This window comes from Chitinophaga silvisoli (assembly GCF_003412465.1).
GTDB lineage: Bacteria > Bacteroidota > Bacteroidia > Chitinophagales > Chitinophagaceae > Chitinophaga > Chitinophaga silvisoli.
In genome coordinates, this window is the sequence record NZ_QTJV01000009.1 from 485,927 (window position 1) to 512,063 (window position 26,137).

Here is a 26,137-nt window from a genome sequence, read left to right on the forward strand (position 1 = left end):
TAATAGCTATAAATCCCCTCTGTATTTACGGAGGGGATTTTTTATAATTCACACAAACGTTTAAGAGTTATACTGTTTTTATGGGATAATTTGCCATACAACCATATGGCCTATGCCTCAACTATTTAAAAGTATATGTTCCCTGGCGGAAAAAATATACGTCACTACAGAAAATGCAGTGATAGGCAACGCTTTACAGGTTACTATCAACACGCGACTACAGTGCAGACTCAAGCTGATTTTTGATTATCTCTTCTTCCATATACTATTACTCATACCAAAATTGTTGATAGCGCTTTATTATCAGAATAGCACGGACCTGTTACTCCTATCAGTATATATATTAATATTACCCGGCGGGATGCTTCTTTTGAAAAACGGGGTATCCCCCAAAAAGGTGAGTGTGTTGGTTGCTTTAACCACCCTGTTACTGCCCATGGCTTCCTCCTTCTTTAATAACCAGGATGTATCTCCGAAATATACCATGACCTGGCTGCTCAGCCTGTTGTTCTGCTATATTTCTGTGAACAGGAGGACCACCCTATTACTGGGTGCATTATTATGCGTTTACCTTGGCCTGGTATCCTGGATTAAAACCCATCACCTCGCGTTCCCGGTTTCTGATGGATATATACCCGAACAACTGTCTCCTTTTATGGCCTTGTATGCCGGTATGTATATATTATTCCTGATGCGGGTGTTTGGTAAACACTACCGCAATATATTTATGCTGGAACATGAGCAGACCCTGCAAAAACAGAAACAGCATTCTTCCCTGCTCAACCAGCACCTGACTAAACAGTTTATTATACTGAAAGGATTGAGCCGCTCGGGTAAATCCAAATACCTGGATGGGAACAAGGAATTGCTGGAAGCCTGCCTGGTGGAGATTGAAAAACAGTGCGAAAGTGCCATTGATTACCTGGATAATGGGAAATTGCCAGAAAGCTGAGTACGCAGACTACACGTCTGTGTGAGCATTGCGAAATGAATGCAGGTGTGGTTTTAACCTGATTTGGCAAAACCGGACCTATAAACAGGTTAAAAAATTACAACTTTCGGGTATTTTTCTACACTTCTTACCAGACTATCTTTGTATCATCATAGAACAGGAACACTATTCTCCTGATACACCACAACGTTTATTTGTCTTATTCTTCCCTATACGAACGAACCTTATATCCCTACTTGTCTTATTTTCCTTTATGCTTTTGATGATAAACCTATGCCATGGAATAGGCTCTTCTAAATTGCTGGGGGAGCCTTTTTTTTATTTTCAGACAATTAATGGAAAAAATAGATGGCCTGCGGCCAGCTTTACAACTGGAATAGATTCTTTAAAAAAATAACCCCGCGAAAAATCGCGGGGTGTTTCAGTGGATTACTAACCCATTTTTTTAATAACCCAAAATCTTCAGCATACTCTGGGCAGTTTGTTCCTTAGCATAAAGCCAGTCTTTCAGCTGCCCATTTTTATCATATCCAATAATCACGTGCTTTGGTGACGGGATAAGGCAGTGCTTGATACCACCATATCCACTAAGTTGATCCTGGTAAGCGCCGGTATGGAAGAACCCGATATACAGCGGCTCCCCTTCAGACACTTTTGGCAGAAACACTGCATTGATATGTTCTTCAGATGTATAGAAGTCATATCCATCACAGGTCAGCCCTCCCAGGTGCACTTCCTGATATTCCTGTTCCCACTTATTAATGGGTAGCATGAGAAATTTCTCCCCTATGCCCCAGGTGTCAGGCAGTGTGGTAATAAAAGAACTGTCGATCATATACCAGATTTCACGGTCGTTCTGCATCTTCTCTCCTACTACGCTGTAAATCACAGCACCACTTTCACCTACTGTGAACGAACCGAATTCGGTATAGATATCCGGAACCGGCACCTTGTTCTTTTTACAAACACTCTTGATGGTCGCTACGATCTCGTTCACCATGTAATTATAATCGTAGTCAAAACCCAGGGAGTGCTTAATAGGAAAACCACCTCCTATATTAATACTGTCGAGTTCAGGTGAAATTTTCTTAAGCTGGCAGTACAGTTGCAATACTCTGTTGAACTGGCTCCAGTAATAAACGTCATCCTTGATCCCTTTATTCATGAAGAAGTGCAGCATTTTCAGCTCGAACTTCTCATTGCCTTTCAGCTTGTCGATATAAAATTCCAGCACATCGCGGGAACGAATACCCAGACGGGAAGTATAAAAATCAAAGGTTGGTTCCTCTTCCGCCGCAATACGCAGACCTAATTTTACTCTTTCCTTTGTCCGGATAAACTTCTGGTAATCCTCCAGCTCCTCTTTATTGTCCAGAACCGGAATTACATTTTTAAACCCGGTGTTGACCAACTTGGAAATCGCCTTTGTGTAAGCTTTGGTTTTGTAACCATTACAGATCACTTTGGTCTCCTTGGTAATCTTTTTCCTTTCATACAACTTGGTAATAATATCAATGTCGTATGCAAAAGAAGTCTCAATGTGTATCCCGTGTTTCAGGGTCTCTTCCATTATAAAGGAAAAGTGAGAACTTTTGGTACAGTAACAATAGTAATAATTACCATCGTACCTGTTTTTCTTGATTGCGTCCTGGAACATTTTCTTGGCCTTGTTAATCTGCATACCAATTTTTGGCAGATAGGTCAATTTGAAAGGTGTCCCGTACTTATCAATCAACGCTTTGATATTCACCCCATTAAATTCCAGGTAGCTATCCTGTACATCAAACCCTTCCTGGGGAAACTCGAAGGTTTGGTTGACGAGATCTGTGTAGGTGCTGTTCATTTAAACCTGCGATACATGTTTAAGGATTAGTAAAAAGCAATCACAACCCTCGCTGGAAAACTCCTGGTTTACACACCTACGTCAGTTCTTAAAAGCCCAGCAAAATTGGTTGCAAAGCTAAATATTTTGTCCAATTGGCCGGACAAAAAGTTTCTTTTTTTTTTAAACGGTTAGATATTAAGCTAAATCTAACGTTTTCAATATGTTAAATACTTTTATATATGTGGTTTTTTCCTTATTTTAATAACGCTAGCGTACGTTTTCCCTCGCAAAAAATAAGGTCCAGAATGCTGAGATTTGGCAGGAAGCCGACCCTGTCCTGGAACACCTGGGTATATTCCACCAGGTCAGTTTTGGCATTTTCTGTGCCGGGTACCATAAGATCCCGGGCATCGGTCAGGTTGGCATCGGTATATTGCTTACTATATTCAGTAGTATAGGTAGTAGGGAAGGATAAGCCAATCGTCTTGTTAGCCCATTCGAAGCAGGCCTCATTCCAATCCATCAGGTACTCAAAAGGACGTTCGTACAGCTGACCCAGCTCTTCCTCATAATATTCAAACCAGGGTGAACGACGGTAAGCGGAAACCAATGTCTTCCAGTGCTGTGCCTGCCAGTTTTCTTCGTTGCTGATCTTTACATCCTTCATCACCGTTCTTTGGTTTTTTCCCCGGGACAGGGGAACACTTAACAATATGCTTCCGTTAGGTCCGGCAATGTAACAACGGTTCCTAAAACTGAGTTTTTGGTAGTGTTCATACTTCTCAATCAATAATTCATCATGATTGATTAAAGTCTTATAGAAGAATAAGTTCGGAAAGTATTGAGATTCAATTAATAGCGTTTTTCTGTTTGCATCAGCTGCCATGTTGTCAAATTTTGGAATTATAGACCGGAATGCACTTCACTTAAGTAGTAGAGACGCTTATGAATAATTATCTAACAATTAATTGTAAGTAATTGTAAAACAGCTCATAGCATTCTCAAAAATATGCTAGTATAATTAGCATTTTCGCACTTAGCGTAAAATTCAGGAAACTGCAAATTTACTAAATAGATTAGTAGGTTTTGCATTCATTTTCAGCGGAGTTTTGCTTCAAGTAAAATTTGAAGCGGAGAGATATTTAGAATACGTTAAATCGTCTTTTGAGGGGGAGAAAATGCATTAACTTTGGCGAAATCCATTTAGACATCATGAAGTATTTACGTCTTTCGGTCATCGTTTTCCTCATCTGGGGAATGGCAAGCTCCTGTGGAAAGTTCAAAGATCTCGAGTTTGTAAGAGTAGCCGGCATTAATCTCGACAACCTCGGTTTTCAAAAGAGCATTGTACGGATGACGTTGGCATATTACAATCCAAACGGATTTAACCTGAAACTCAAAGACGCAAATTTCGATCTCTTCTTTGACGATACCCAGGTTGGCCATTCCATCCAGGATACCATGATCATGATTCCTGCAAAGGATACATTTTACTTCCCGGTAAAACTGGAAGTGAATATGGAAAATGTATTTAAGAATGCTCTTGGCGCACTCATGAATAAGGAAGTGACTATCAAGGCTTCGGGAAATTGTAAAGTTGGTAAGGGGGGCGTTTTTCTGCCTTTTCCAATAAAATGCGAGACAAAACAGCCGCTTAACTTCTTTTAGTTCTGACAGCAAAGAAAATAAAAAAAGCCACATTCACGGTGGCTTTTTTTGTATCTACTTACTAACGCTTAATTTTTCTTTTTGTCCGGAGTACCACCATCTTCTGGTTTTTTGCAGCAGGTAGGCAGTTTTTTGTAAGATTCTTCGTTAGCCGTCACATTATCCGCATCATAACCAGCGTTTGCAATAGCAGTCTTCACATTTTCGATATTAGTACGATCACTGTAAAATTTTACAGTAGTTTCTCCTTTTTTGAAATCTACTTTGGAAGATTGCACACCTTCTTCGCCTGACAGGTATCTTTCGATGCGGTTTTTGCACTGTTCGCAACGTACAGTCGGAGTAGCGATTTTCGCTGTCACCAATGTACCTTTCTTTGTCTGGGCCATGGCTGTCATTCCAAAGCAACCCAGCATTAATACCATTACTAATCTAACAATACGCATGTTTTACGTTTTATAGTCCTAATATAGCAAAAACTTTGCTTATTTACCGGTCCATTGATCAGGAGCGCTTCTCCAGGCTTCCAGCAGGGCCAGATCGTCTCCGGATACCACACCTTTCTCAGCAGCCAGCTCGATCAGGGCACCGTAGTTGCTCAGGGAGTAAAAAGGTACGCCGGCAGCCTCGAATGCCTTCACAGCTACATCAAAACCATAGTTGAAGATGGAAACCATACCGATTACCTCCCCTCCTGCTGCACGGATGGCATTTACAGCTTCCAGGCTGCTTTTGCCGGTAGAGATCAGGTCTTCTACTACTACCACTGGCTGGCCTGGCTGCAGTACACCTTCTATCAGGTTACCCATACCATGTTCCTTTGCCTTGGCTCTTACGTAGATAAAAGGCAGTTTCAGCTGGTCAGCTACCAGTGCTCCCAGGGGGATACCGCCGGTGGCTACGCCTGCCAGTACTGCCGCTTCCGGAAATGTTTCAAATACCACGTTGCACAGCTCCGATTTCACGTAGTCACGCACGTAAGGGTAAGAGAGGATTTTGCGGTTGTCGCAATAAATTGGTGATTTCCAACCGGATGCCCAGGTAAATGGGGCTGCCGGACTTAACTTAACGGCTTGGATCTGGAGCAGTTTTTCTGCTACCTGTTTTTCGCTGATCTTACTCATAATTCGCAAAATTGCGTGAATTTTAGTAAAAAAAAACCAAATTCTATTTTAAAAAATCCAAATACAGTTGTGAAAATCCAAATACAGCTGTGAAAACATAATATTAAGCGATTCATTACCCTATTGAGTCCCTTAATATAATTCCCCTGTTTCCTTTATTTTTGCCCCATGCAAAAGGATACTGTTATTTACCTCAACGAACGGCCGCTGTTCATCCTTGCCACCCATCAGGCCATACCGGCCGAATACAAGGAAGCAGCCCTGTTCCCGGAACCAGATACAAATACAATAGAAGAAACCCTGCAGGCCCTGGAAACAGGAAAATTCCCTTCTGCCATCTTCATACACCCGGACCCGCATGAACTACTGGAAACCGTCAAGAGTTACTTCACCGTACTCGTTGCTGGCGGAGGCCTCATCACCAACCCGGAAAAAGAAGTGCTCCTGATGTTCAGAAATGACAAATGGGACCTGCCCAAAGGAAAACTCGATGAAGGAGAAAGTCTCGAAACCTGCGCTTTAAGAGAAGTAAGGGAAGAAACAGGCCTCCATAACGTGCACATCGAACACAAAATCACTGAAACCTTTCACTATTATACTTACAAGGAAAAGAAAATATTAAAACACACCTACTGGTATAAAATGAAGTTTACCGGTACGGAACTGACCATCCCACAAATTGAAGAAGGCATTGTCGATATTCAATGGATCAAACCGGAGCACCTGGGCAAATACCTAAAGTTCTCCTACCTGAATATTATTGCTGTGTTTAAGCAGGAAGGTTATGCTGTATAAAAGTAAAAAGACGGGCCTGGCCCGTCTTTTTACTTTATATCTCTGATCGCTACCGTGAGGCGACTGATACAAATCAACTTATTGTGTTCATCACAGATCTTGATATCCCACACATGGGTGGTCCCTCCCAGGTGCAAAGGCCGCGCTATTGCATGCACATAGCCCTCTTTAATACCCCGTACATGGTTGGCATTAATGTCCAGTCCTACACAAAACTGTTTTTCAGGATCTATTATCAGTGCAGAAGCCACACTACCCACCGTTTCTGCCAGCGCCACGGAAGCGCCTCCATGCAATAAACCGTAAGGCTGACGTGTGCGCTCATTCACCGGCATCATCATCCGCAGATAGTCAGGCCCAATTTCTGTAAACTCCATTCCAAGAAAGGCCGCCATCGTATTCGCCCCATTCTCATTCAACTGGTCCAGGGATACATTTAAGGAACGCCAGATCGGTTTCATTGCTATGCTGATTAATAGTTAACGATTAATATGTTTTAATACCTGCTCAGGCAAAAGTGGTGTTGGATCTCCCCCATACTTCAGCACATCCCGTACCAACGAAGAAGCAATTGTAGAGTATTTAGGAGTACAACTCAAAAATACGGTCTCCAGCTTATTGTCCATCATCCTGTTTACATCTGCAATGGCCTTTTCATATTCAAAATCCACAACTCCGCGGATTCCTCTTAATATGAACCGGGCACCGATCTCCTCGCAGAACTTAGCGGTAAGACCGGCATATGTCAGCACTTTCACTTTTGGAGTCCGGGCATAAATATCCTTAATCCACTGTACACGTTGTTCAAGGCTGAACATGGGTGTCTTGCTGGAATTAGTGCCTATGCCGATCACAATCTCATCGAACAGGTCCAGAGCACGATCTATTATATCAGTATGGCCCAGGGTAATGGGGTCAAAGCTACCTGGAAATAAAGCAATGCGTTGCATGTTGAAATTATTTCTTCAGTTCCGGCCGGTTGATGAAGATGGAGAAAATGGTAGTACCATAGTTCCTTTCATCCCGGTAATATGGATATGATTTGTAATTATTGCGGGGAGTATGTTCCAGCACAAACCATCCTTCCGGCTCCAGCAGTTCCTTTTCAAATACAAGGATAGGCAGCTGGTCGATGGTAGTCAGTGCATATGGAGGTCCGGCGAAGATGAAGTTATACTTTTCCGTACACTGTTTCAGGTATTGGAACACATCCATTTTGAACAGCTTCAGGGGAACATTCAGTTCCTTTGCTGTCTTTTGAATAAACGCTGCCATCTCATTGTCCTTCTCCACGATTGTCAGGTCTTCTACGCCACGGGAGTTCAGCTCATAACTGATGCTACCGGTGCCACCGAAGATATCCAGTGTCTTCAGCGAAGGCAGGTCCAGGTTATTTTCAATGATATTGAACAGGCCACCTTTTGCAATGTCCGTGGTGGGCCTGGTATGAGGCATGTTTGCGGGTGGCTGAAATCGTAATCCCCCCTTCTCTCCTCCAATTATACGCATAATGCCAGGGAATAAAGATTGTTGAAGTAATAGCCAGGAATCTCTTCCATTTTATTAATGTACCAGAAACCGGTAAGTCTTGGTACCCATTCCAGTTTAGGAACAAAGCGGCGCAGTTCCTCGTAAATCTGGGAATCCTGGGTGACTGGCCCGCCAACTTTTACCTTTACCTGGGATTCGTCCAGTCCTGTCTGGCGAATGGTATTGATCAGGTGATATACCACATCCAGACCGGTTTGGGAATTCATTTCCTGTTGTAAAAGCAGTTTGCCGAAGCGGTAAACAGTCAAAGTAAATTTATGTTGCTGAATATCAAGGTAAATGATCCCATTCAGCTCTAAATAGTCGTTGTCGAACCGGTAGCCTTTCAGCAAACCGGTATTCACATGCGAGAATTTGTCAGTAGAGAATTCTTTGCGCAGGAATCCGAAAAGGTCCTTATCTACAGAGTAGACATTGACCATTTGCTGATCGGAAATAGTGTCTGCCATTACAAGTTCCTGGGCCTGTTCAGGATAGATCAGGTGCAGGTAGTCTTTTTTGATGGCAGGGTCAAAATGCATTTCGGGTACCAGGGTGCTGTTGCCCCCATCGAATGCCAGCAATACATCACTGAAGTTGGTAAAAAGCAGCTTATCTGTATCAAACACCTGTTCGATCACCTCGATATCCGCTATCGTGGCTTTCTGGGGCGCGAAGCGGTACGACTTCAGGGCCAGGAATTTCCTGGCAGCCGGATTATATACCACATAATTAAAAGAGCCCTTCCCCACCAATACCAGCAGCTGACAGGTAGTGAGGTCTGTTTCAAGCAGCGATGCATCATCCGCGGCAAAAGCAGGATGTATGTTATACGTCACAGACATTAGTAATACATTAGATATGGCACAATATTAACCAAAAATAGCGACTTTTACCCCTATGTAATTAACTGGCTACTGCATCTCATCGAGCATTTTCTTGCATTCCGCCTTATAATTAGCATCGTCCAGGTAGATATTCCTCAGGCCCACAGCTTTCTTCAGCACTTCAATGCATTTATCCTGTTCATCATTTTGCTTATAGGCTCTGGCCAAATCAAGATAATTTAACACAATGGAGGGGTCCAGTTTCCGACACTTTTCATAATTATCAATGGCCTCCTGCAGGGAGCCTTCCGGCAAACCACCAAAGAGCAGCTTTGCGGCAGTCTTTTCCAGGGTGCTCAGGTTGAGCATTTCAATATTCCATTTCCCAAGGATATAGTATGCCTTTGCGTAGTTGGGATTGAACTTAATGGCCAGTTCGGCATAGCGCTTTACTTCCCTGGCAGCGGTCACTTTTTCTTTAGCACCTGCTATCAGGGCCTGGCGGCCCATAGCCATTGCCATTACATAATTGGCATCTGCATTTTCCGGTGCCAGTCTTATCGCCTGCTCCGCATACGTCCTTGCATCGGTGTAATCCTTTAATCGCTCTTCCTTATCTGTTGTGCGATAGCCTTCACGGCTACAGATCTCGCTGGCAGCAACAAGGGCGGTCAGATTATCAGGTTGTATTTTCAGCACATCTTTGTAAAGGCTCAGTGCCGGCGCCTCTTTCATTTGCTTTTCTAACGCTTTGGCCTGATCTATCATTTCATCGGCCGTTTGTCCATACACAATCCCCTGCATGAGTAATACAAAAGCAAGTACCAGTGCTTTATTCAACATAGGAAGGAGTTTTTCATATATATTATAATAACTAAATTTAATACAATCTTCAGAAATTTTCCATAGTTGAGAAGAATAAACTAGTAAGTCTTTTCGAGAGAAACGATAGAATTACGTACGGAAGCACCCATGGGAGGGTTCATTTTGCGCAGGGAAATGACTGTTTTCTGTACTTCCGGGTATTTGAGCTTAATGGCATCGGTAATAGCGTACACCACCTGTTCCAGCAGGGGTTGTGGAATTTCCATAATGGGCCTGATCACATTCAGTAAGCCCTGGTAGTTAACTGTCTCAGAAATCTTGTCAATTGGAGAGGTACCCGGAATGGTGACATATACGTCAATAATAAAGTCGTTTCCGATGATCTTTTCCTCGGGGTAAAGACCATGGAAAGCATGAAAATGTACCTGTTCAAGTCCTATTGTCAGCATGGAAGAAAATAGAAAAACCAACCAGACTTGCATCCGGTTGGTTTGGAGAATAATATGATTAAGCCTGGTGCTCTTTAGCAGATAAATATCTTTCTGCATCCAGTGCCGCCATACAACCACTACCTGCAGCGGTTACTGCCTGGCGGTAGATCTTATCCTGTACGTCGCCACAAGCGAATACGCCTTCCAGGTTAGTTCTGGAAGAACCAGGAACAGTTTTGATATAACCCTGCTCATCCAGCTCCAGGTAATCCCTGAAGATGTCGGAGTTAGGCTGGTGACCGATCGCTACGAAGAATGCGCTGACAGGGATTGTCTGCTCTTCATTCTTTGCGGTATTCAGCAGTTTCACTGCTTCTACCTTGTTATCACCCAATACTTCCTGAGTTTCAGAGTTCCAGTATACCATGATATTAGATGTCTTGAGTACACGGTCCTGCATAATCTTGGAAGCCCTCATTTCATGACGGCGCACGATCATGTGTACATTGGAGCACATTTTGGACAGGTACAGTGCTTCTTCGGCAGCGGTATCACCGGCACCTACAATCGCAACTTCTTTACCACGGAAGAAGAATCCATCACATACAGCGCAGGCAGAAACACCGCTACCGTTCAGACGCTGTTCGGAAGGGAGGCCCAGCCATTTTGCAGAAGCACCGGTGGCGATGATTACTGCATCGGCAGTAATCACTTTGGATTCATCGATAGTAATTTTATAAGGCTGGCTGCTGAAATCCACGGAAGTGGCGAGGCCATAACGGATATCAGCACCCATGCGTGTAGCCTGTTTTTCAAAGTCAACCATCATTTCAGGTCCCTGAATACCTTCAGGATAACCCGGATAGTTTTCTACTTCAGTCGTAATTGTCAATTGACCACCAGGTTGAATACCCTGGTAGAGCACTGGCTTCAGGTTTGCGCGGGCCGAGTAAATGGCAGCGGTATAACCTGCCGGGCCGGAACCTATGATCAATAAATGCACATGCTCTTGCTGTTGATTAGTTTCCATACTTGCTATGTAAATTAATAAAGTGTGGCTCGAAATTCATTTGACTTGCAAAAGTACACTTCCTTGTATAATAAAAAACACCGGCTATAAAAATTACAGCCGGTGCAGTTATAGACATAATAGATTTATAATATTGATGACAGAGGTCCTCTGTGCACACTTCACTATTATCCCAGATAAGATTTGAGTGCTCCGCTGTAGCGGGCCTTTTGCAGCCTCTTGATGGCGCGTTCTTTAATTTGACGAATCCTTTCTTTAGTAAGGTCGTACTTCTGACCGATTTGCTCGATCGTTGCTCCATTTTCCCCATCCAGACCAAAATACGCATTCACAATTTCAGCTTCACGCGGGCTGAGTGATTTCAGCACACGACGGATCTCTTCACGAAGTGAATCACGCATTACATCATCATCAGTGATATCGCCACCTTCCAGCAGGTCACCCATGGCTACGTCCTCTGCCTCGTGTACTGGTGCATCGAGAGACATGTGACGGGTATTGCTTTGGAAGATATTGTTGATTTCTGATTCAGACATTTCCAGGATCTCTGCTAACTCCTCTGTTGATGGCTCTCTCTCGTTTTCCTGCTCAAATGCCATGTAGGCTTTGTTCGCTTTATTGTAAGTGCCGATCTTATTTTGCGGCAGACGTACCAGACGTCCTTGTTCTGCTAAAGCTTGCAGGATGGATTGACGAATCCACCACACAGCATAGGAGATGAATTTAAAACCTTTCGTTTCATCGAACCTTTGCGCAGCTTTGATCAACCCTAAATTGCCCTCATTAATGAGGTCGCTCAGGCTTAAGCCCTGGTGCTGATATTGCTTTGCAACTGATACAACGAAACGCAGGTTTCCTGTAGTTAAACGTTCAAGAGCCTTTTGGTCGCCCATTTTGATACGTTGCGCCAATACAGTCTCTTCCTCAGGTGTTAACAAAGGGATCTTTGAAATTTCCTGCAGGTATTTTTCTACCGCCTGCGAATCACGGTTCGTGATCTGGGTGGCAATTTTAAGTTGCCTCATATTGAAAGTGTATTAGTTTATAAATTAGATAACACGAGAAGATTTATTTTGTTGAAATTTGTAAAATATATATCTTACAAAATATTCCCACTCCTCATACTATCGTTATAACAAATTAGCCTGCAAAGATCGTGCTAATCCCCCACACTGCCAAATTCTTCTTTTGCCGCACTATTCGTATAACAAAGTACTTTATATAAACGAAATTTTATAGCCCTTTATTAGGTATTTTTAATGGTTTATATAAATTTTAACGTTTGAAAAAGAATATCATTCAAATTAATAACTTCACTAATTTATTCTTCAATCGTTTGCAAAATCTTCAATGATGATTATCGACTTCAGGAGTGACACTTTTACCCGCCCGACACCCGCCATGCTTGATGCCATGTACACTGCAGCCACCGGAGATGATGTATACGGAGAGGACCCTTCAGTAAATGCATTAGAAGCCATCATGGCAGCCTATTTTGGAAAAGAAGCTGCCCTCTTCTGCCCTACCGGCACCATGAGCAACCAGATCGCCATCAATGTACACACGAAACCCGGCGATGAGGTGATTCACAGCAATTTAGCACACATTTATATCTACGAAGGCGGTGGTATCGCTGCCACTTCCGGTGCCCAAAGCCGCCCCCTGGAAGGTGACAGAGGCATGTTCTCTGCCACAGACGTATTGGCAGCCATTAACCCGGATGATGTACATAAAGCCGCCACCAGCCTTGTTTGCATTGAAAACACCATGAACCGTGGCGGTGGATGCTGCTATGACATCCAGGAAATGATCAAAATCAGGGAAGTTTGCCTGCAAAACGGACTCAAGCTCCACCTGGACGGAGCCCGGCTCTTCAACGCCCTGGTAGCCACCGGGGAAAAGCCTGCCATTTACGGGGAATTATTTGACAGTCTGTCAGTATGCCTGAACAAAGGAATGGGATGCCCCATGGGATCTGTTTTAATTGGCAGCGCCGATTTTATCCGCAAAGCACGCCGCGTACGCAAAAGACTCGGTGGCGGTATGCGCCAGGCTGGCTTCATGGCCGCTACCGGTATTTATGCCATGGAACACCATATTGACAGACTCGCCCAGGATCACCTGCACGCCAAAGATATTGCCCAGGCCCTGCTCGAAAAAACTTTCGTCGGCCACATGCTGCCTGTAGAAACCAACATTATCAGCTTTGATGTGACGGGTGACGAATGGACACCCCGTTATTTTTGCGATTACCTTAAAAATGAAGGAATTCTGGCTAATCCTGTAGCTGACAACATTGTCAGGATGGTCACCCACCTCGATATCACCCCTGCTATGGTAGCAAAAACCTGCGCTGTAATAGCCGAAATGGAATAATCTCTTATTTTTGCACACTCTTATATAATTAGATATATCGATAGCATGGAACTTTCTAAAAATTATACGCCTGCTGCTGCCGAAGGCAAGTGGTACCAACATTGGATGGATAAAGGGTATTTCCGTAGTAAACCGGACAACCGCCCTCCTTTTACAGTTGTAATACCTCCGCCAAACGTCACCGGGGTCCTGCATATGGGCCATACCCTGAACGAAACTGTACAGGATATCCTGGTACGCCGTGCCCGTATGAGTGGCTATAATGCCTGCTGGGTGCCAGGTTCCGACCATGCTTCCATTGCCACAGAAGCGAAAGTGGTAAACATGCTCAAAACTGAAAAGGGCATCGAAAAATCCCAGCTCACCCGTGAGGAATTCCTGAAACATGCCTTCGAGTGGAAGGAGAAATATGGCGGTATCATCTACAGCCAGATCAAGAAACTCGGTTGCTCCTGCGATTGGGATCGTGTCACCTTTACCATGGATGACCACTACTATGAAGCAGTTATCAAGGTATTCGTAGACCTCTATAATAAAGGTAAAATATACAGGGGTGCCCGTATGATCAACTGGGACCCTAAAGCCAAAACCGCACTCAGTGACGAAGAAGTATTGTACAAAGACCTGCAGGGTAAACTGTACCATGTACAATATGCACTGGAAGATGGAGACGGTAACCTCACCGGCGAATCTATCACCATCGCTACCCAACGTCCTGAAACCATCATGGGTGATACCGCTATCTGCGTAAACCCTGATGATGAGCGTTACAAACACCTGATAGGTCACTTCGCAATAGTACCACTGGTAAACCGTCGTGTACCTATCATCTTCGATACTTACGTTGATAAGGAATTTGGTACCGGTGCACTGAAAGTAACGCCTGCTCACGATATCAATGACTATAACCTGGGCCTGAAACACAACCTCGAAGTAGTGGATACCCTCAATGATGATGGTACCCTCAGCGCCGCTGCCGGTGTATTCGTCGGGGAAGATCGCTTCAAGGCACGTAAACTGGTAGTAGCTGCCCTCGCTGAACAAGGCCTGCTGGTTAAGGAACAGGAATACACTACCCGCCTCGGTTACAGCGAACGTAACCCTGACACCGTAGTAGAACCACGTATCAGTACCCAGTGGTTTGTGAAGATGGCAGAACTGGCAAAGCCAGCCCTGGATGCAGTTGTAAACGGTGATGTAAAAATCCACCCCGGCGATCGCTTCCTCGCTACTTACAAATACTGGATGGAAAATGTAAAGGACTGGTGTATCTCCCGTCAGCTCTGGTGGGGTCAGCGCATTCCTTCTTACTATGCGCCGGATGGTACCTTCGAAGTAGCTACCAGCCTTGACAAGGCGGTTGCGCAGTTTAAGGCCAGGGGCGTAGATCTGAAAGCCGAAGACCTGCGTCAGGACGATGACTGCCTCGATACATGGTTCTCCAGCTGGCTCTGGCCAATGGAAGTATTCAATGGCGTTTCCAACCCAGGCAACGAAGAGATCAATTACTACTACCCTACCAATGTATTGGTTACCGGTCAGGATATCATCTTCTTCTGGGTAGCCCGTATGATCATGGCGGGTATGGAATACAAAAACGAAAAGCCTTTCGGCGATGTATACTTCACCGGTATGGTGCGTGATAAACTGGGCCGTAAGATGAGTAAGCAGCTGGGTAACTCCCCTGACCTGCTGGAACTCATTGACCGTTTCGGTGCTGATGCCGTTCGTTTCGGTATCATGATCGCTTCTCCTGCCGGTAATGACCTGCTGTTTGACGATTCAAGCTGTGAACAGGGACGTAACTTCAATAACAAGATCTGGAATGCCCTGAAACTGGTGAAGATGTGGGAAGGACGCGTTGCTGAAGGTGCCAGCTCCAGCGAAGAAGCTCACTTTGCGGTTAACTGGTTTGAAAACAGACTGAATGAAGTGAAGGCACAGGTAATCGATCTGTTCAAGGATTTCAAACTCAGCGAAGCCCTGAACCTGATCTGTAACCACCTGATCTGGAATGACTTCTGTAGCTGGTACCTGGAATGGGTGAAGCCTGGTTTCGAACAGCCAATCGACGCGGCGATCTATAAAAAGACCGTTTACTTCTTCGAAGAACTGATGCACTTAGCACATCCCTTCCTGCCATTCGTAACAGAAGAGATCTATCAGTTGCTCGCTACCCGCGAAGCCGGCGATGACCTGGTCATCAAACAGTATGCAGCACCTTCAGCTGTCGATGCTAACATCCTGGCCCAGGGTGAACTGGCAAAAGAAGTAATCACCAGCATCCGCGACGCACGTGCGAAAAACCAGATCAAACCAAAAGATCCGATTGCACTGCACATCGATACTGCCCAACAGAAAGCCTTCAAACAGATTGAAGACATGCTGATCAAGCAGGTAAATGCGAAAGCGATCAACTATGTGAATGCTCCTGTAAGTGGCTGCATCGCGCTGGTAATACAGAAAGACAAGTTCTACCTGGAAACAGAAAATGAACTCGATCCTGCTGCACAGAAAGAAGCATTGCTGAAAGACCTGGCCTATAACCAGGGCTTCCTGGCCTCTGTAGACAAGAAGCTGAGCAATGAAAAATTTGTGCAGAATGCCAAACCGGAAGCCGTTGAACTTGAACGTAAAAAGAAGGCAGATGCCGAGGCAAAAATTGCCGCCATTACGGAAAGTTTGAAATCATTATAATTTTAGACATCGCCCGGACGTTAACTCTCCGGGCGATTTTTTTATACCCTTCAGTACTATGCGCAAACACCTTATACTATCCGGCATTCTCGTTGTCATGTCTGCTTTCTCACTGTATGCTCAGTCAGGAAAACCAAAGGCTGCACCTGCCAAAAAACCGGCAGCTGCCCCTGGTACTACCATCACAAAATTGCGCTTCAGAAGTACCTGGGGCATCTTCCTGAGTGATAGTATTCCCCGTCCGGAGATCGCAAAGTTGCTGGATTCTGCTCTTGTAGTGAGAGATGAGAAGAATAACAAATACCCCGTAGTATCTTTCGATTTTACTTATGAGAATAAGGAATTTTACCTGAATGATACCACCGGCAAACCGGGCATCTATACAGAGTATGTAGGCGATAGCTTTAAAGGCGATAAACTGCCGGCACTGTGGGTGACAAGGATTAAGGAACTGCTGGATAAAGGAGAAGTTTTCTACTTCGATAATATTATCGTGAATTATACTGGCGATAAATTGTACCGGGCACCGAAACTGAAATTTATAGTAAGATAAAAAAAGAGGCCTTCTGATCAGAAGGCCTCTTTTTTTATTAGTAGTTAAATAACTGCTGGATCGGAATAATAAAGGTAAACCGGTCCTTCGCATTATCTGCCGGATCCTTGTCAAACAAGTGACTATACCTGAACCCAAATGAGAAAGGCAATACATTCCCAATCCTGGTATCAAAGAACACCTCCGTACCTGCCGATGTATACTTATTATGAGAATTATTGAGATAGTTATACGCCTTGCTGTAATCGTAGAATAAGTTAGCCCGCACACGCATAAAATACAACATCTGTCCAAAACCCCAGTCAGGATAAGCAATCGGAAAATGATAGTTCAACCCCAGCTTATACACCCATTTATAATACGGTGTATTGTAGCCTCTTGCATAAGCAAAATTGTCAGTGAAGGAATAATTCCGCATGGTATCCCGCTGCTGGAAAGCCGCCTGCAGGACCAGGTTATGATTCTGGCTCAGCCCCGGTAAATACAGGTCAAAGCGGCCATAGAACTGCTCTGCAAAGAGATTATCCAGCGAATGATTATAAGAGAGCAACAGGTACTGACCAAAATGTGTAAACAGGTTCTGCGTCGCCTTCTTCCGCGCATTATAAAACACAAAGGAATTACCCAGGTATTGCAATGAAGGGTGCAGGAACTTGAAATTTCCCTGCGGATAACGCTCCAGGTAGTGATACATGGAGGAGAAGGAAATACTACGGCTATACATTCCCCTTGACAATGTCAATGGTATCGTAATGCCGCCATGTACATCCATTTCATTCCAGTATAAACGGCCCCTGTTTGCATATAAATCTGAGCGGTTAAATGTATAGGTAGCGCCGCCCTGTAAATAAGGGAACAGCGCACCATAAATGAAGTTGCCACTCAGTGCAGAACTTCCTTCATTTCTGTTGTATGTATATCCTAAAGTTGTTGATGCTGTATTCAGGATATTGTCACCATAGATCGTCAGACTATAATCAGGATCATCGAAGGTAGGCAACCAGCTGTGCAGGTTGATCAGCTTCGTGCTCTTCCTGTATTTTGTAATCCTGTAATCCTTGTCAGGCACTGTAGAAAGGATATCTCCGCCTTCCTGGAAATCAGGTTGCAGCCATTTGCTATGATAGTTCACATTAGGATCTATAGGTTTCCAGGTGATGCTATCTGTATATAACTGGTAGCCCCTGGAGGTAAATCCACTGAATACAATGCCACGGTCTTCTACTGTTCCATGCAGTACACCATTATCATGATTACTTACCTGGTGAATCTGCTTGTCAGCCAGGGTGAGCGCATAAATATTATCTACATCTTTATAGCTGGCTGTGTAGTAAATAGTATCATGCTGCACATTTGGAATGCTCAGCATGTTGAAGCTGAAAGGTGTCAGCAATTCCGTTTCGCCACTGCCGATAGATTGTCTGATCAGGGCCATCTCTCCTTTCGCATTACGCACCGCACTGATGATGCTCTGTTCATCTGCAGAGAATTTTGGATAGGTATAATACCAGTTTTGCGGGTTAGGCAGGGTGGCAATCACCTTTCCATCCGCCGCGTCCAGCAGTTGCAAACCAAATACCTGTGACGACAATGTATAAGCTGCTATAATCTTTGTACCGTCTGCATTGATATCAGGTGAGAAATAACGGGTGCCTTTGGTCAGGGTCTTCTTCTTTCCGGTCTCCCTGTCATACAGTTTGATCACAGAGTAATCTTTCCAGCCCCAGCGTGGATCGTAGCGGGCTTCCGTCCATACCAGGCGGCCATTCTTATACCCGAAATAATCATCGAATTGTATACCCGGTCTCGTTAGTAAGGTCTGACTACCGGTGCTGTCTATTACATAAAATCCAGGCACTGTTTTGTAAGAATCTTTGTAAACGATCCACTGCCCGGGTCTGATGGTATAGATGTATTTGTAGTTAGTCACCGTACGCGGAGCTTTGATCAGTGTTGCACCCGGAACTGCAGAATCCTTTGCATAGTTATTCCATTCTGCCTGGTATTCATCCAACATCCTGTGATAGAAGCCGACTACATTCTGCCCTGTATGTTTCTTCATACTACGGCTCATGGGATAAAACAATCCCCTATACCGCACGGCATCTGTTGTAATATCTTTCCAGAACATACGACCATAATGTTCCCGGCCGTACATACTCATAAGATAACCCAGGGGATAGTGGTTTGGCGTATAGTCTACATAAGAGCCATTACGCATTTTCATGAAAGAGTAGTTCCTCTTTTCGAGAGACAAAGCCCTGAAGCCGTCGAAGAATGAAGGCAATCTGCCCCTACCCTGTTTACTGAGTGCTGTTTCCATAGTCACAGCATCTCCTTCCCAGAACCAGTTTGGTACAGCAATGCTGGTTGCTGCTGCCAAACCCATTTGTCCGAAGATATACGAAACTACTTTAGATGCTCCCTGATCGAAGTTGCTGTTCTGTAAGACGTGTCTGTACTCATGAATAGACAATTGCTCTTCCCATTTCAGGGATCCCAGGTCAGGATTAGGTGGAGGTGTGAGGTAAAACTCTGAACGGAAAGGGCCCAGTGCCACATAGCCATTGGATTCCAGGGTCTGGTTCTGCAGGACAATGTTCACTTTCATCTTTTTGTTACCAATAGAACCACGGGTATTTGCATCCAGGTAATTTACTATATTGGCCACCCGGCGACCTTCTTTCTCAAGGCCTGCAGGGAAAATGACACGAACAGTATCTGTGTTGATCTGGTGCCACTTCAATGAAGGTGGATTTCCGCCAAATACCTGCGCGAACAAGCTGGCAGGAAAAAGTAACAGCAGGAGATATGCGAATAATCTCATAACATTTGTAGGTATAGCCTGACAATATACATAATTATTGCGGTACGCCATGAGACCTTTCGTTGAGATGAGATCAGGTGTAGTCGAATCAAAAAAGAAACAGGTTGTATCAAAAGTAATTTGATGCATTTAGCATTCAATAAGAGAAAGGCTCTCTATCTGACGCTAAAAATTTTCTTTTGATACAACCTCTTTAATATTATCAGCATTCGGGCAGACTAATCGGAATATTCACTGCCAGTCCGCCATCTGATGTTTCCTTATACTTACTGTTCATATCCAATGCTGTCTCCCACATAGTTTTAACCACCGCATCCAGGGATACCTTTGCCAGTTCAGGATTACTCTGCAGTGCAAGCTGTGAGGCCGTAATAGCCTTGATGGCACCCATGGTATTCCTTTCTATACAAGGTACCTGTACCAGGCCGCCGATAGGATCGCAGGTCAGGCCCAGGTGGTGTTCCATGGCTATTTCCGCTGCCATGAGAACCTGTCGCTGGGATCCTCCCATACATTCAGTCAGCGCTGCTGCTGCCATAGCAGAAGAAACGCCTATCTCTGCCTGGCAACCACCCATAGCGGCAGAGATGGTAGAACGTTTTTTAAAGATGCTACCTATTTCGGAAGCTGTCAATATAAACTGGAGGATCTTGTCTTCATAATAGCCATCACAGAAAGTGATGAAATACTGTAATACGGCAGGAATCACCCCTGCTGCACCATTGGTAGGTGCTGTTACCACTCGGCCAAAACTTGCATTCTCCTCGTTCACCGCAAGGGCAAAACAGCTTACCCAGTCCAGCGTATAGGCAAAGTGATTACCACCCTGGCGGATAGCCTGGATCCAGCTATCATAGTCTGTATAGGTATTTCCTTTCAGTAATTTTTTATTGAGCGAGGCTGCTCTGCGGGCTACTTTCAGACCGCCAGGCAGTTCTCCTGATGTATGGCAGCCCCTGAAAATACATTCCTTCATCACCCGCCATATGTTCAATACTCCTTCGCGGGTAGCAGCTTCTGATCTCCAGGCGAGTTCATTTTCCATTACTAATTCTGAAATGGAATATCCTGTTTTAATACAGAATTGCAGCAGCTGACGGGCCGTATCGATAGGGAATGGTAAATCTACCTGCGATGCAGCACCTGCTACTTCTCCTTCTTTCACCACAAAGCCACCACCGATTGAATAATAGGTAGTCGCCTGCTGGTTACCATCTTCGAAAGTCACCAGGAAGGTAAGGGCATTCGGATGGAAAGGCAGGGATTCTTCGTAGAGGAAATTGATATCTTCCAACGGATCGAATGTGACCAACTTTTCGCCGCCGACCAACATTGTCTTACTGCGACGGATATCATCCATTTTCTCATTGATCTTATTCACATCGAAGGTCACCGGGTCATCGCCACACAAGCCCAGCTGTACGGCAATATCTGTACCGTGCCCATGACCGGTTTTGGCCAGGGAACCATAGAGTAAAACACTGACATGCTGTACTTCGGAAATTGAACGGCCGGCTGCCCTGAGTTCGGCCAGGAATTGTAATGCTGCCCGCCAGGGGCCTAAGGTATGGGAACTGGAAGGACCTACGCCTATCTTGAAAATATCAAAAACGGAAATGCATTCGTGTGCCACTGGTAGTAGTAATTTCACCAAAAATAATGCATTCCTGTGTATTGCCTCCTGTTGAATTTTGTTAAAAAAGATCCGCCGATAATTGCTGATTATTTGGAAAAAGCAATGATCGACGGAAAATGATGGCCTTGTTTCAGGCTATATAATTACTTAAAATCTACCAGCTGCACCGTGCACACCAGAACGGTATTAGCCGGGATGATATTGCCTACGGCTACATCGCCAAATCCAAGTCTGCTGGGAATGATCATAAAGATGGTACCGCCCTTTCCTATTTTACGAAGGCCAATTTGCCAGCCGGCGATATGATCTTTTAGTTGACGGCCATCGAAATCAGTAGAACCAAAACTGGCATCCAGCAGGGAATCTTTCAGATTACTGCGGGTATATATAAGGGTAGGTATTGAATTAAGGGTCATGATCCGGGTGGAGTCGCCTCCCTCAATGATTTTGTAGTACAACCCATTAGCATCCCTTTTCATTTCCAGACCATGGGCAGAGATATAAGACTGAATAGCGTAATCCTGTGAGCTGATGGAGCCCGGATCATTCGATATCAGGTCATTGTCTGACGATGCTGAACAGGCAGTTAGGCACAATAAAAAAAGGATAGATTGTAAAAATAACTTCATGCTTATATAACGCGAAATGCTGAGTTAAAGTTACAAACCTTGTCGGTAAAAGAAGAGCTGGCAGGGATGAAAAATGAGAATTGGCAGAAAAGGGTTCCCCGCCCTGAAATGACCTAAGGGTATTGGTATCGGGCAATTGTCTACTGAAATATAAACAACTTTTCAATGAACTACTATAAGCCTGACACCACTCAATTGCAAGCTATTGCCAAGCAAAACCGGGAAAAGTATACTACTGCCGCACCATTTCCTCACATTTACCTGGATGATCTGTTTCCGGAACAGGCGCTGGAGACAATCCTGGAAGAGTTTCCCGGCACCAGGCAGGCCAACTGGCAACAATTTGATAACAATAAAGAAGTAAAACTGGCTGCAAAAAATGAACAGGATTTCGGCGACTTTACCCGTCATTTTATTCATATGCTCAATTCAAGGTCTTTCCTTGACTTCCTGGAAACCCTCACCGGTATCAGTGGATTAATCCCTGACCCTTACCTGGAAGGTGGCGGTCTGCATATGATTAAACGGGGTGGTATGCTAAAATTGCATGCTGACTTCAATAAGCATCCTGTAACCGGTCTTGACAGGAGGTTGAACGTACTTGTTTATTTAAATAAGGAATGGGAAGAATCTTATGGCGGGCACCTGGAATTGTGGGATAAAAATATGGAAAAAGCCATGGTAAAGATCCTGCCTGTCTTCAACAGGATGGCGGTTTTTTCAACTACCTCTCACTCCTATCACGGGCATCCTGATCCCTTAAACTGTCCTGAAGACCGTACCCGCAGGTCTATTGCCCTTTATTATTATACCAATGGCAGACCTGCCGAAGAAGTAAGCGCCAGCCATAGTACCATCTTCAAATTAAGAAAGGAAGATGGCAAAAGCAGTTTCAAACAAAAATTAAAAGAATGGGTACCGCCTATTCTATTGAAAGCACTGACAAAATAAAAATATAGCCTGTAGCGCTGAACCGGCAGTGCTACAGGTTATCTTCTCCTTAAATTATAGAATAAAGAAACCCGGGCCCCTATCCAGCTTGTCTGCTCCGCATTATTGCCTCCGGAGCTGATGTTGGTATGGTATAGTTGCCTGCCATAGGCAAAATAATGCGTTTCGGGACTTACCTTGTTCACTGTAGAATCATTCGTCTTTTTCAATGTTGAATAATTCAGTTCCAACTGCAGATGCAGGCGGGGATTAATTGCCCTGGACCAGGACAGGCCAAATGAATTCAGGCGTTCGTGGATCTTACCTTTCTGCGGAAAGGTATCAATAGACGTTCTTGAGAGTGTACCGGTGGTAAACTCAGCATGCAGGGCAGCATCTTCGTTCAATGGGACACGCAGACCGGCTCCATATCTTAACCGGGTTCCTTTGGATGAAAAACCCCAGGTACCGATCCCGTACACATATTGAATACCTGCTTTTACACTGGCGCTCAGATATACCATATCGTTTGCAGTGATACCCACTTCTGCCAGTGGTGAGAACCAGTCAGGCAGCTCTATCTGTCTTCTTTCTCTGCTGACTTTTTGGGTTATGCTATTAGTACCTGCCGCTTTCAGGTCCCTGTTTGTTACATGTCCTGGTTTTACATGCACGGCTGGTAGCGGTATGTGGTAATCAGTGTAAAGGGGTTTTATCACCCATGCAGGATTGCTGATTGCAGGCAGGTTTTCAGACCTGGTTACAGCAGTTTTGACAGTGGGCTTCACTATCTTTTTTGCAGGCTTTGCTATTTGTGCAGGATCAGGCTTTAGCGTCCGTGCGCTATCTGCTTTCCTGACAGGCTTGTAGTCTGTAAATAAAATATGGTCGCCAAGTATTTTATAATTCAAGCCGGCCTGTTCCTGCACTGCTTTCATCACATCTTCCAGCTTCCATTTCCCGGGTTTCAGGTGTACGTATTTTTTCAGCGAGGTATTCTGCATATTCAGAGAATACTCCACCCCTGTCTGGGCGGCAATAGCCCTGGCCAGGCTGGGGATGTCCATTGAGGAGCGGGTTACAGTGATTACACGTTGAGTTAACTGCGCATATAGCGGTAGATGAGACAGGATTATTACAGTACAGAAGAGCAGGCGATAAAGCAGCTGCCGTAAGGTTTCTTTCATCAGCGGAAGATAATTATTGGTATCCCTGGGTAGACAATCGTGAGGAGAGCTTACCCTTATCGAAAGGTAAAAATATTTTAGGTGGTGTATAAAAACAAGAAAGCCGTCTCAAATAAATGAGACGGCTTTCTCTTATAATAATTACCAAAATTAGTAATCCATACCCATACCGTGGCCACCTGGCATAGCAGGAGCTGCGGATTTAGGTTCTGGTTTGTCTGCAATTACACACTCAGTGGTCAGCAGCATACCAGCGATAGAAGATGCGTTCTCCAGTGCGATACGGGTTACCTTAGCAGGGTCGATTACACCAGCAGCCAGCAGGTTTTCATAAACTTCAGTGCGTGCATTGAAGCCATAGTCACCTTTACCTTCTTTCACTTTCTGAACTACGATAGAACCTTCGATACCTGCGTTAGCAGTGATCTGGCGCAGAGGCTCTTCAATCGCACGTTTTACGATTGCGATACCAGTCTGCTCGTCTTCGTTATCACCTTTCAGTTTTTCCAGGGATTCGATAGAGCGGATGTAAGCAACACCACCACCCGGAACGATACCTTCTTCAACAGCAGCGCGGGTAGCGTGCAGGGCATCGTCAACACGGTCTTTCTTCTCTTTCATTTCAACTTCGGTAGCAGCACCTACGTACAGTACAGCAACACCGCCGCTCAGCTTAGCCAGACGTTCCTGCAGTTTTTCACGATCGTAGTCAGAAGTAGTTACCTCGATCTGAGCTTTGATCTGATTGATGCGAGCCTGGATAGCTTCTTTTTCACCTCTACCACCTACAACGGTAGTATTGTCTTTATCGATAGTTACGGATTCTGCACGACCGAGGTAGCTCAGGTCAGCATTTTCCAGTTTGTAACCTTGTTCTTCGCTGATTACGATACCACCGGTCAGGGTAGCGATATCCTGCAGCATTTCTTTTCTTCTGTCACCGAAACCTGGCGCTTTTACAGCAGCAACTTTCAGCTGACCACGCAGTTTGTTTACAACCAGGGTAGCCAGTGCTTCACCTTCCAGATCTTCAGAGATGATCAGCAGTTGCTGGCCGTTCTGAACGATTTTTTCCAGGATGTGCAGGATGTCCTTCAGGGTACTGATCTTCTTGTCGTAGATCAGGATGTAAGGGTTCTGCAGCTCAGCGTGCATTTTCTCGCTGTTGGTGATGAAGTATGGAGACAGGTAACCACGGTCGAACTGCATACCTTCTACTACTTCTACGGTAGTATCGGTACCTTTCGCTTCTTCAACAGTGATAACACCATCTTTGGTTACTTTGCTCATCGCTTCAGCGATCAGTTTACCAATGGTAAAGTCGTTGTTAGCAGAGATAGCAGCAACCTGTTCGATTTTCTGAATGTCGTTACCAACTTTTTCAGACTGGCCTGCCAGGTTTTCAACGATCGCTTTTACAGCTTTGTCGATACCACGTTTCAGATCCATTGGGTTTGCACCCGCAGCTACGTTTTTCAGACCTTCAGCGATGATAGCCTGTGCCAGAACAGTAGCAGTAGTTGTACCGTCACCAGCGATATCTGCGGTTTTGGAAGCAACTTCCTTTACCATCTGGGCACCCATGTTCTCAATTGGGTCTTCCAGTTCAATTTCTTTAGCCACGCTTACACCGTCTTTAGTCAGACCGGGTGCGCCAAATTTCTTTTCAATAACTACGTTACGACCTTTGGGGCCCAGGGTTACTTTAACAGCATCTGCCAGGATATCAACACCCTTCTTCATTTTGTTGCGGGCCTCGATGTTAAAGAATATTTGCTTTGCCATAATAGCTTGTAATTTTTAAAAATTTACGGTTTGTTTTGTGTGTGCGCTAATTGATTAAACAATTGCTAAAATGTCAGACTCACGCATGATTAAGTAATCGCCGCCTTCAATGCTGATCTCTGTACCGGAATATTTACCATACAGTACAGTATCACCAACTTTAACAGTAACCGGCTCATCTTTTTTACCGGGACCAGCTGCTACTACGGTACCTCTCTGTGGTTTTTCTTTCGCAGTATCCGGGATGATGATACCACCAGCGGTCTTTTCTTCTGCTGCTGCGGGTTTCACAATCACCCTGTCAGCTAAGGGTTTAATACTTAAATCTTTTGCCATATAATATACTTTTTAAAAAGATAAGATGATTTTCTGCTCCTAGGCCCTCGATAATTGTGCCAAGGCCCCGTTCGGGTCATTTTTTCAGGAACTCCTGTTTTTCCTCCCGTGGTTGTCTGACAAAAATGCCAATTTTTCAGCAGAAACTGACAAAACATTCTAAAATGTGGGTAA

25 protein-coding genes are annotated in these 26,137 nt (G+C 44.6%); 7 read left to right on the forward strand and 18 right to left on the reverse strand.

What is annotated here, in order from left to right:
- The first annotated feature begins 112 nt into the window (after positions 1 to 112).
- Complete coding sequence (locus tag DXN04_RS23830) at positions 113 to 952, forward strand: hypothetical protein (RefSeq protein WP_147320046.1); 840 nt, start codon at positions 113 to 115, stop codon at positions 950 to 952.
- A 445-nt stretch (positions 953 to 1,397) separates the two neighbouring features.
- Here DXN04_RS23830 and DXN04_RS23835 read toward each other — a convergent pair whose 3' ends face one another.
- A complete protein-coding gene (locus DXN04_RS23835; RefSeq protein ID WP_116855900.1) occupies positions 1,398 to 2,795 on the reverse strand; it encodes a type III PLP-dependent enzyme domain-containing protein in 1,398 nt (465 codons plus the stop codon).
- Positions 2,796 to 3,030: 235 nt separating this feature from the next.
- Positions 3,031 to 3,663, reverse strand: a complete 633-nt coding sequence (locus DXN04_RS23840) for a WbqC family protein (protein ID WP_116855901.1) — start codon at positions 3,661 to 3,663, stop codon at positions 3,031 to 3,033.
- Positions 3,664 to 3,989: 326 nt separating this feature from the next.
- Between DXN04_RS23840 and DXN04_RS23845 the strand changes: the two genes are divergently transcribed.
- On the forward strand, positions 3,990 to 4,445 hold the full coding sequence (locus DXN04_RS23845; protein WP_116855902.1) for an LEA type 2 family protein: 456 nt from the start codon (positions 3,990 to 3,992) through the stop codon (positions 4,443 to 4,445).
- Between the two features lie 68 nt (positions 4,446 to 4,513).
- On the opposite strand, the gene DXN04_RS23850 is transcribed toward DXN04_RS23845, so the two are convergent.
- Both DXN04_RS23850 and pyrE read right to left on the reverse strand, forming a co-directional pair.
- On the reverse strand, positions 4,514 to 4,891 hold the full coding sequence (locus tag DXN04_RS23850; RefSeq protein ID WP_116855903.1) for a heavy-metal-associated domain-containing protein: 378 nt from the start codon (positions 4,889 to 4,891) through the stop codon (positions 4,514 to 4,516).
- A gap of 39 nt (positions 4,892 to 4,930) precedes the next feature.
- Complete coding sequence (pyrE, locus tag DXN04_RS23855; RefSeq protein WP_116855904.1) at positions 4,931 to 5,569, reverse strand: orotate phosphoribosyltransferase; 639 nt, start codon at positions 5,567 to 5,569, stop codon at positions 4,931 to 4,933.
- 168 nt (positions 5,570 to 5,737) lie between these two features.
- Here pyrE and DXN04_RS35650 point away from each other — a divergent pair, with 168 nt between their 5' ends.
- Complete coding sequence (locus DXN04_RS35650) at positions 5,738 to 6,364, forward strand: NUDIX hydrolase (RefSeq protein ID WP_116855905.1); 627 nt, start codon at positions 5,738 to 5,740, stop codon at positions 6,362 to 6,364.
- Positions 6,365 to 6,393: 29 nt separating this feature from the next.
- Here the strand turns inward: DXN04_RS35650 and DXN04_RS23865 are convergent, their stop codons facing one another.
- The 8 genes from DXN04_RS23865 to DXN04_RS23900 form a co-directional block, all read right to left on the reverse strand.
- Complete coding sequence (locus tag DXN04_RS23865; RefSeq protein WP_116855906.1) at positions 6,394 to 6,825, reverse strand: hotdog fold thioesterase; 432 nt, start codon at positions 6,823 to 6,825, stop codon at positions 6,394 to 6,396.
- A gap of 18 nt (positions 6,826 to 6,843) precedes the next feature.
- A complete protein-coding gene (gene coaD / locus DXN04_RS23870; protein WP_116855907.1) occupies positions 6,844 to 7,314 on the reverse strand; it encodes a pantetheine-phosphate adenylyltransferase in 471 nt (156 codons plus the stop codon).
- Positions 7,315 to 7,321: 7 nt separating this feature from the next.
- Positions 7,322 to 7,873 (reverse strand): RsmD family RNA methyltransferase, encoded by a 552-nt coding sequence (locus DXN04_RS23875; RefSeq protein WP_116855908.1) that lies wholly within the window; start codon positions 7,871 to 7,873, stop codon positions 7,322 to 7,324.
- Positions 7,864 to 8,739, reverse strand: coding sequence for a DUF3822 family protein (locus DXN04_RS23880; RefSeq protein WP_116855909.1), 876 nt, complete (start codon positions 8,737 to 8,739; stop codon positions 7,864 to 7,866). Before DXN04_RS23880 ends, DXN04_RS23875 begins: the two co-directional genes overlap by 10 nt.
- A gap of 69 nt (positions 8,740 to 8,808) precedes the next feature.
- Positions 8,809 to 9,564 carry a tetratricopeptide repeat protein gene (locus tag DXN04_RS23885; RefSeq protein WP_116855910.1) on the reverse strand — a complete coding sequence of 252 codons (756 nt, stop codon included), beginning with the start codon at positions 9,562 to 9,564 and terminating at the stop codon, positions 8,809 to 8,811.
- An 80-nt stretch (positions 9,565 to 9,644) separates the two neighbouring features.
- Complete coding sequence (locus tag DXN04_RS23890) at positions 9,645 to 10,028, reverse strand: dihydroneopterin aldolase (RefSeq protein ID WP_158569125.1); 384 nt, start codon at positions 10,026 to 10,028, stop codon at positions 9,645 to 9,647.
- 25 nt (positions 10,029 to 10,053) lie between these two features.
- The gene (trxB, locus tag DXN04_RS23895; protein ID WP_116855912.1) at positions 10,054 to 11,007 is read right to left on the reverse strand and encodes a thioredoxin-disulfide reductase; all 954 of its coding nucleotides are present in this window, start codon (positions 11,005 to 11,007) and stop codon (positions 10,054 to 10,056) included.
- 167 nt (positions 11,008 to 11,174) lie between these two features.
- A complete protein-coding gene (locus tag DXN04_RS23900) occupies positions 11,175 to 12,032 on the reverse strand; it encodes a sigma-70 family RNA polymerase sigma factor (protein WP_012793808.1) in 858 nt (285 codons plus the stop codon).
- Between the two features lie 325 nt (positions 12,033 to 12,357).
- Between DXN04_RS23900 and DXN04_RS23905 the strand changes: the two genes are divergently transcribed.
- From DXN04_RS23905 to DXN04_RS23915, 3 genes are read left to right on the forward strand one after another with little or no spacing between them, the layout of a single operon-like run.
- Positions 12,358 to 13,383: a threonine aldolase family protein gene (locus tag DXN04_RS23905; protein WP_116855913.1), complete on the forward strand. Its 1,026-nt coding sequence runs from the start codon at positions 12,358 to 12,360 to the stop codon at positions 13,381 to 13,383.
- Between the two features lie 45 nt (positions 13,384 to 13,428).
- Positions 13,429 to 16,080 (forward strand): valine--tRNA ligase, encoded by a 2,652-nt coding sequence (locus DXN04_RS23910; RefSeq protein WP_116855914.1) that lies wholly within the window; start codon positions 13,429 to 13,431, stop codon positions 16,078 to 16,080.
- Positions 16,081 to 16,138: 58 nt separating this feature from the next.
- Positions 16,139 to 16,633, forward strand: coding sequence for a hypothetical protein (locus tag DXN04_RS23915; protein ID WP_147320047.1), 495 nt, complete (start codon positions 16,139 to 16,141; stop codon positions 16,631 to 16,633).
- Between the two features lie 37 nt (positions 16,634 to 16,670).
- On the opposite strand, the gene DXN04_RS23920 is transcribed toward DXN04_RS23915, so the two are convergent.
- The 3 genes from DXN04_RS23920 to DXN04_RS23930 all read right to left on the reverse strand — a co-directional run bounded on the left by DXN04_RS23920 (position 16,671) and on the right by DXN04_RS23930 (position 21,725).
- Positions 16,671 to 19,460, reverse strand: coding sequence for a TolB-like translocation protein (locus DXN04_RS23920; RefSeq protein ID WP_116855916.1), 2,790 nt, complete (start codon positions 19,458 to 19,460; stop codon positions 16,671 to 16,673).
- 202 nt (positions 19,461 to 19,662) lie between these two features.
- The gene (locus tag DXN04_RS23925) at positions 19,663 to 21,093 is read right to left on the reverse strand and encodes an L-serine ammonia-lyase (protein WP_116855917.1); all 1,431 of its coding nucleotides are present in this window, start codon (positions 21,091 to 21,093) and stop codon (positions 19,663 to 19,665) included.
- A 146-nt stretch (positions 21,094 to 21,239) separates the two neighbouring features.
- The gene (locus DXN04_RS23930) at positions 21,240 to 21,725 is read right to left on the reverse strand and encodes an FKBP-type peptidyl-prolyl cis-trans isomerase (protein ID WP_116855918.1); all 486 of its coding nucleotides are present in this window, start codon (positions 21,723 to 21,725) and stop codon (positions 21,240 to 21,242) included.
- A 165-nt stretch (positions 21,726 to 21,890) separates the two neighbouring features.
- Between DXN04_RS23930 and DXN04_RS23935 the strand changes: the two genes are divergently transcribed.
- On the forward strand, positions 21,891 to 22,676 hold the full coding sequence (locus DXN04_RS23935) for a 2OG-Fe(II) oxygenase (RefSeq protein WP_116855919.1): 786 nt from the start codon (positions 21,891 to 21,893) through the stop codon (positions 22,674 to 22,676).
- A gap of 38 nt (positions 22,677 to 22,714) precedes the next feature.
- On the opposite strand, the gene DXN04_RS23940 is transcribed toward DXN04_RS23935, so the two are convergent.
- The 3 genes from DXN04_RS23940 to DXN04_RS23950 form a co-directional block, all read right to left on the reverse strand.
- Positions 22,715 to 23,842, reverse strand: coding sequence for a hypothetical protein (locus DXN04_RS23940; protein ID WP_116855920.1), 1,128 nt, complete (start codon positions 23,840 to 23,842; stop codon positions 22,715 to 22,717).
- Positions 23,843 to 23,992: 150 nt separating this feature from the next.
- Positions 23,993 to 25,627, reverse strand: a complete 1,635-nt coding sequence (gene groL / locus DXN04_RS23945; protein ID WP_116855921.1) for a chaperonin GroEL — start codon at positions 25,625 to 25,627, stop codon at positions 23,993 to 23,995.
- A 54-nt stretch (positions 25,628 to 25,681) separates the two neighbouring features.
- Positions 25,682 to 25,963 (reverse strand): co-chaperone GroES, encoded by a 282-nt coding sequence (locus DXN04_RS23950; RefSeq protein WP_072356767.1) that lies wholly within the window; start codon positions 25,961 to 25,963, stop codon positions 25,682 to 25,684.
- Positions 25,964 to 26,137: the final 174 nt, after the last annotated feature.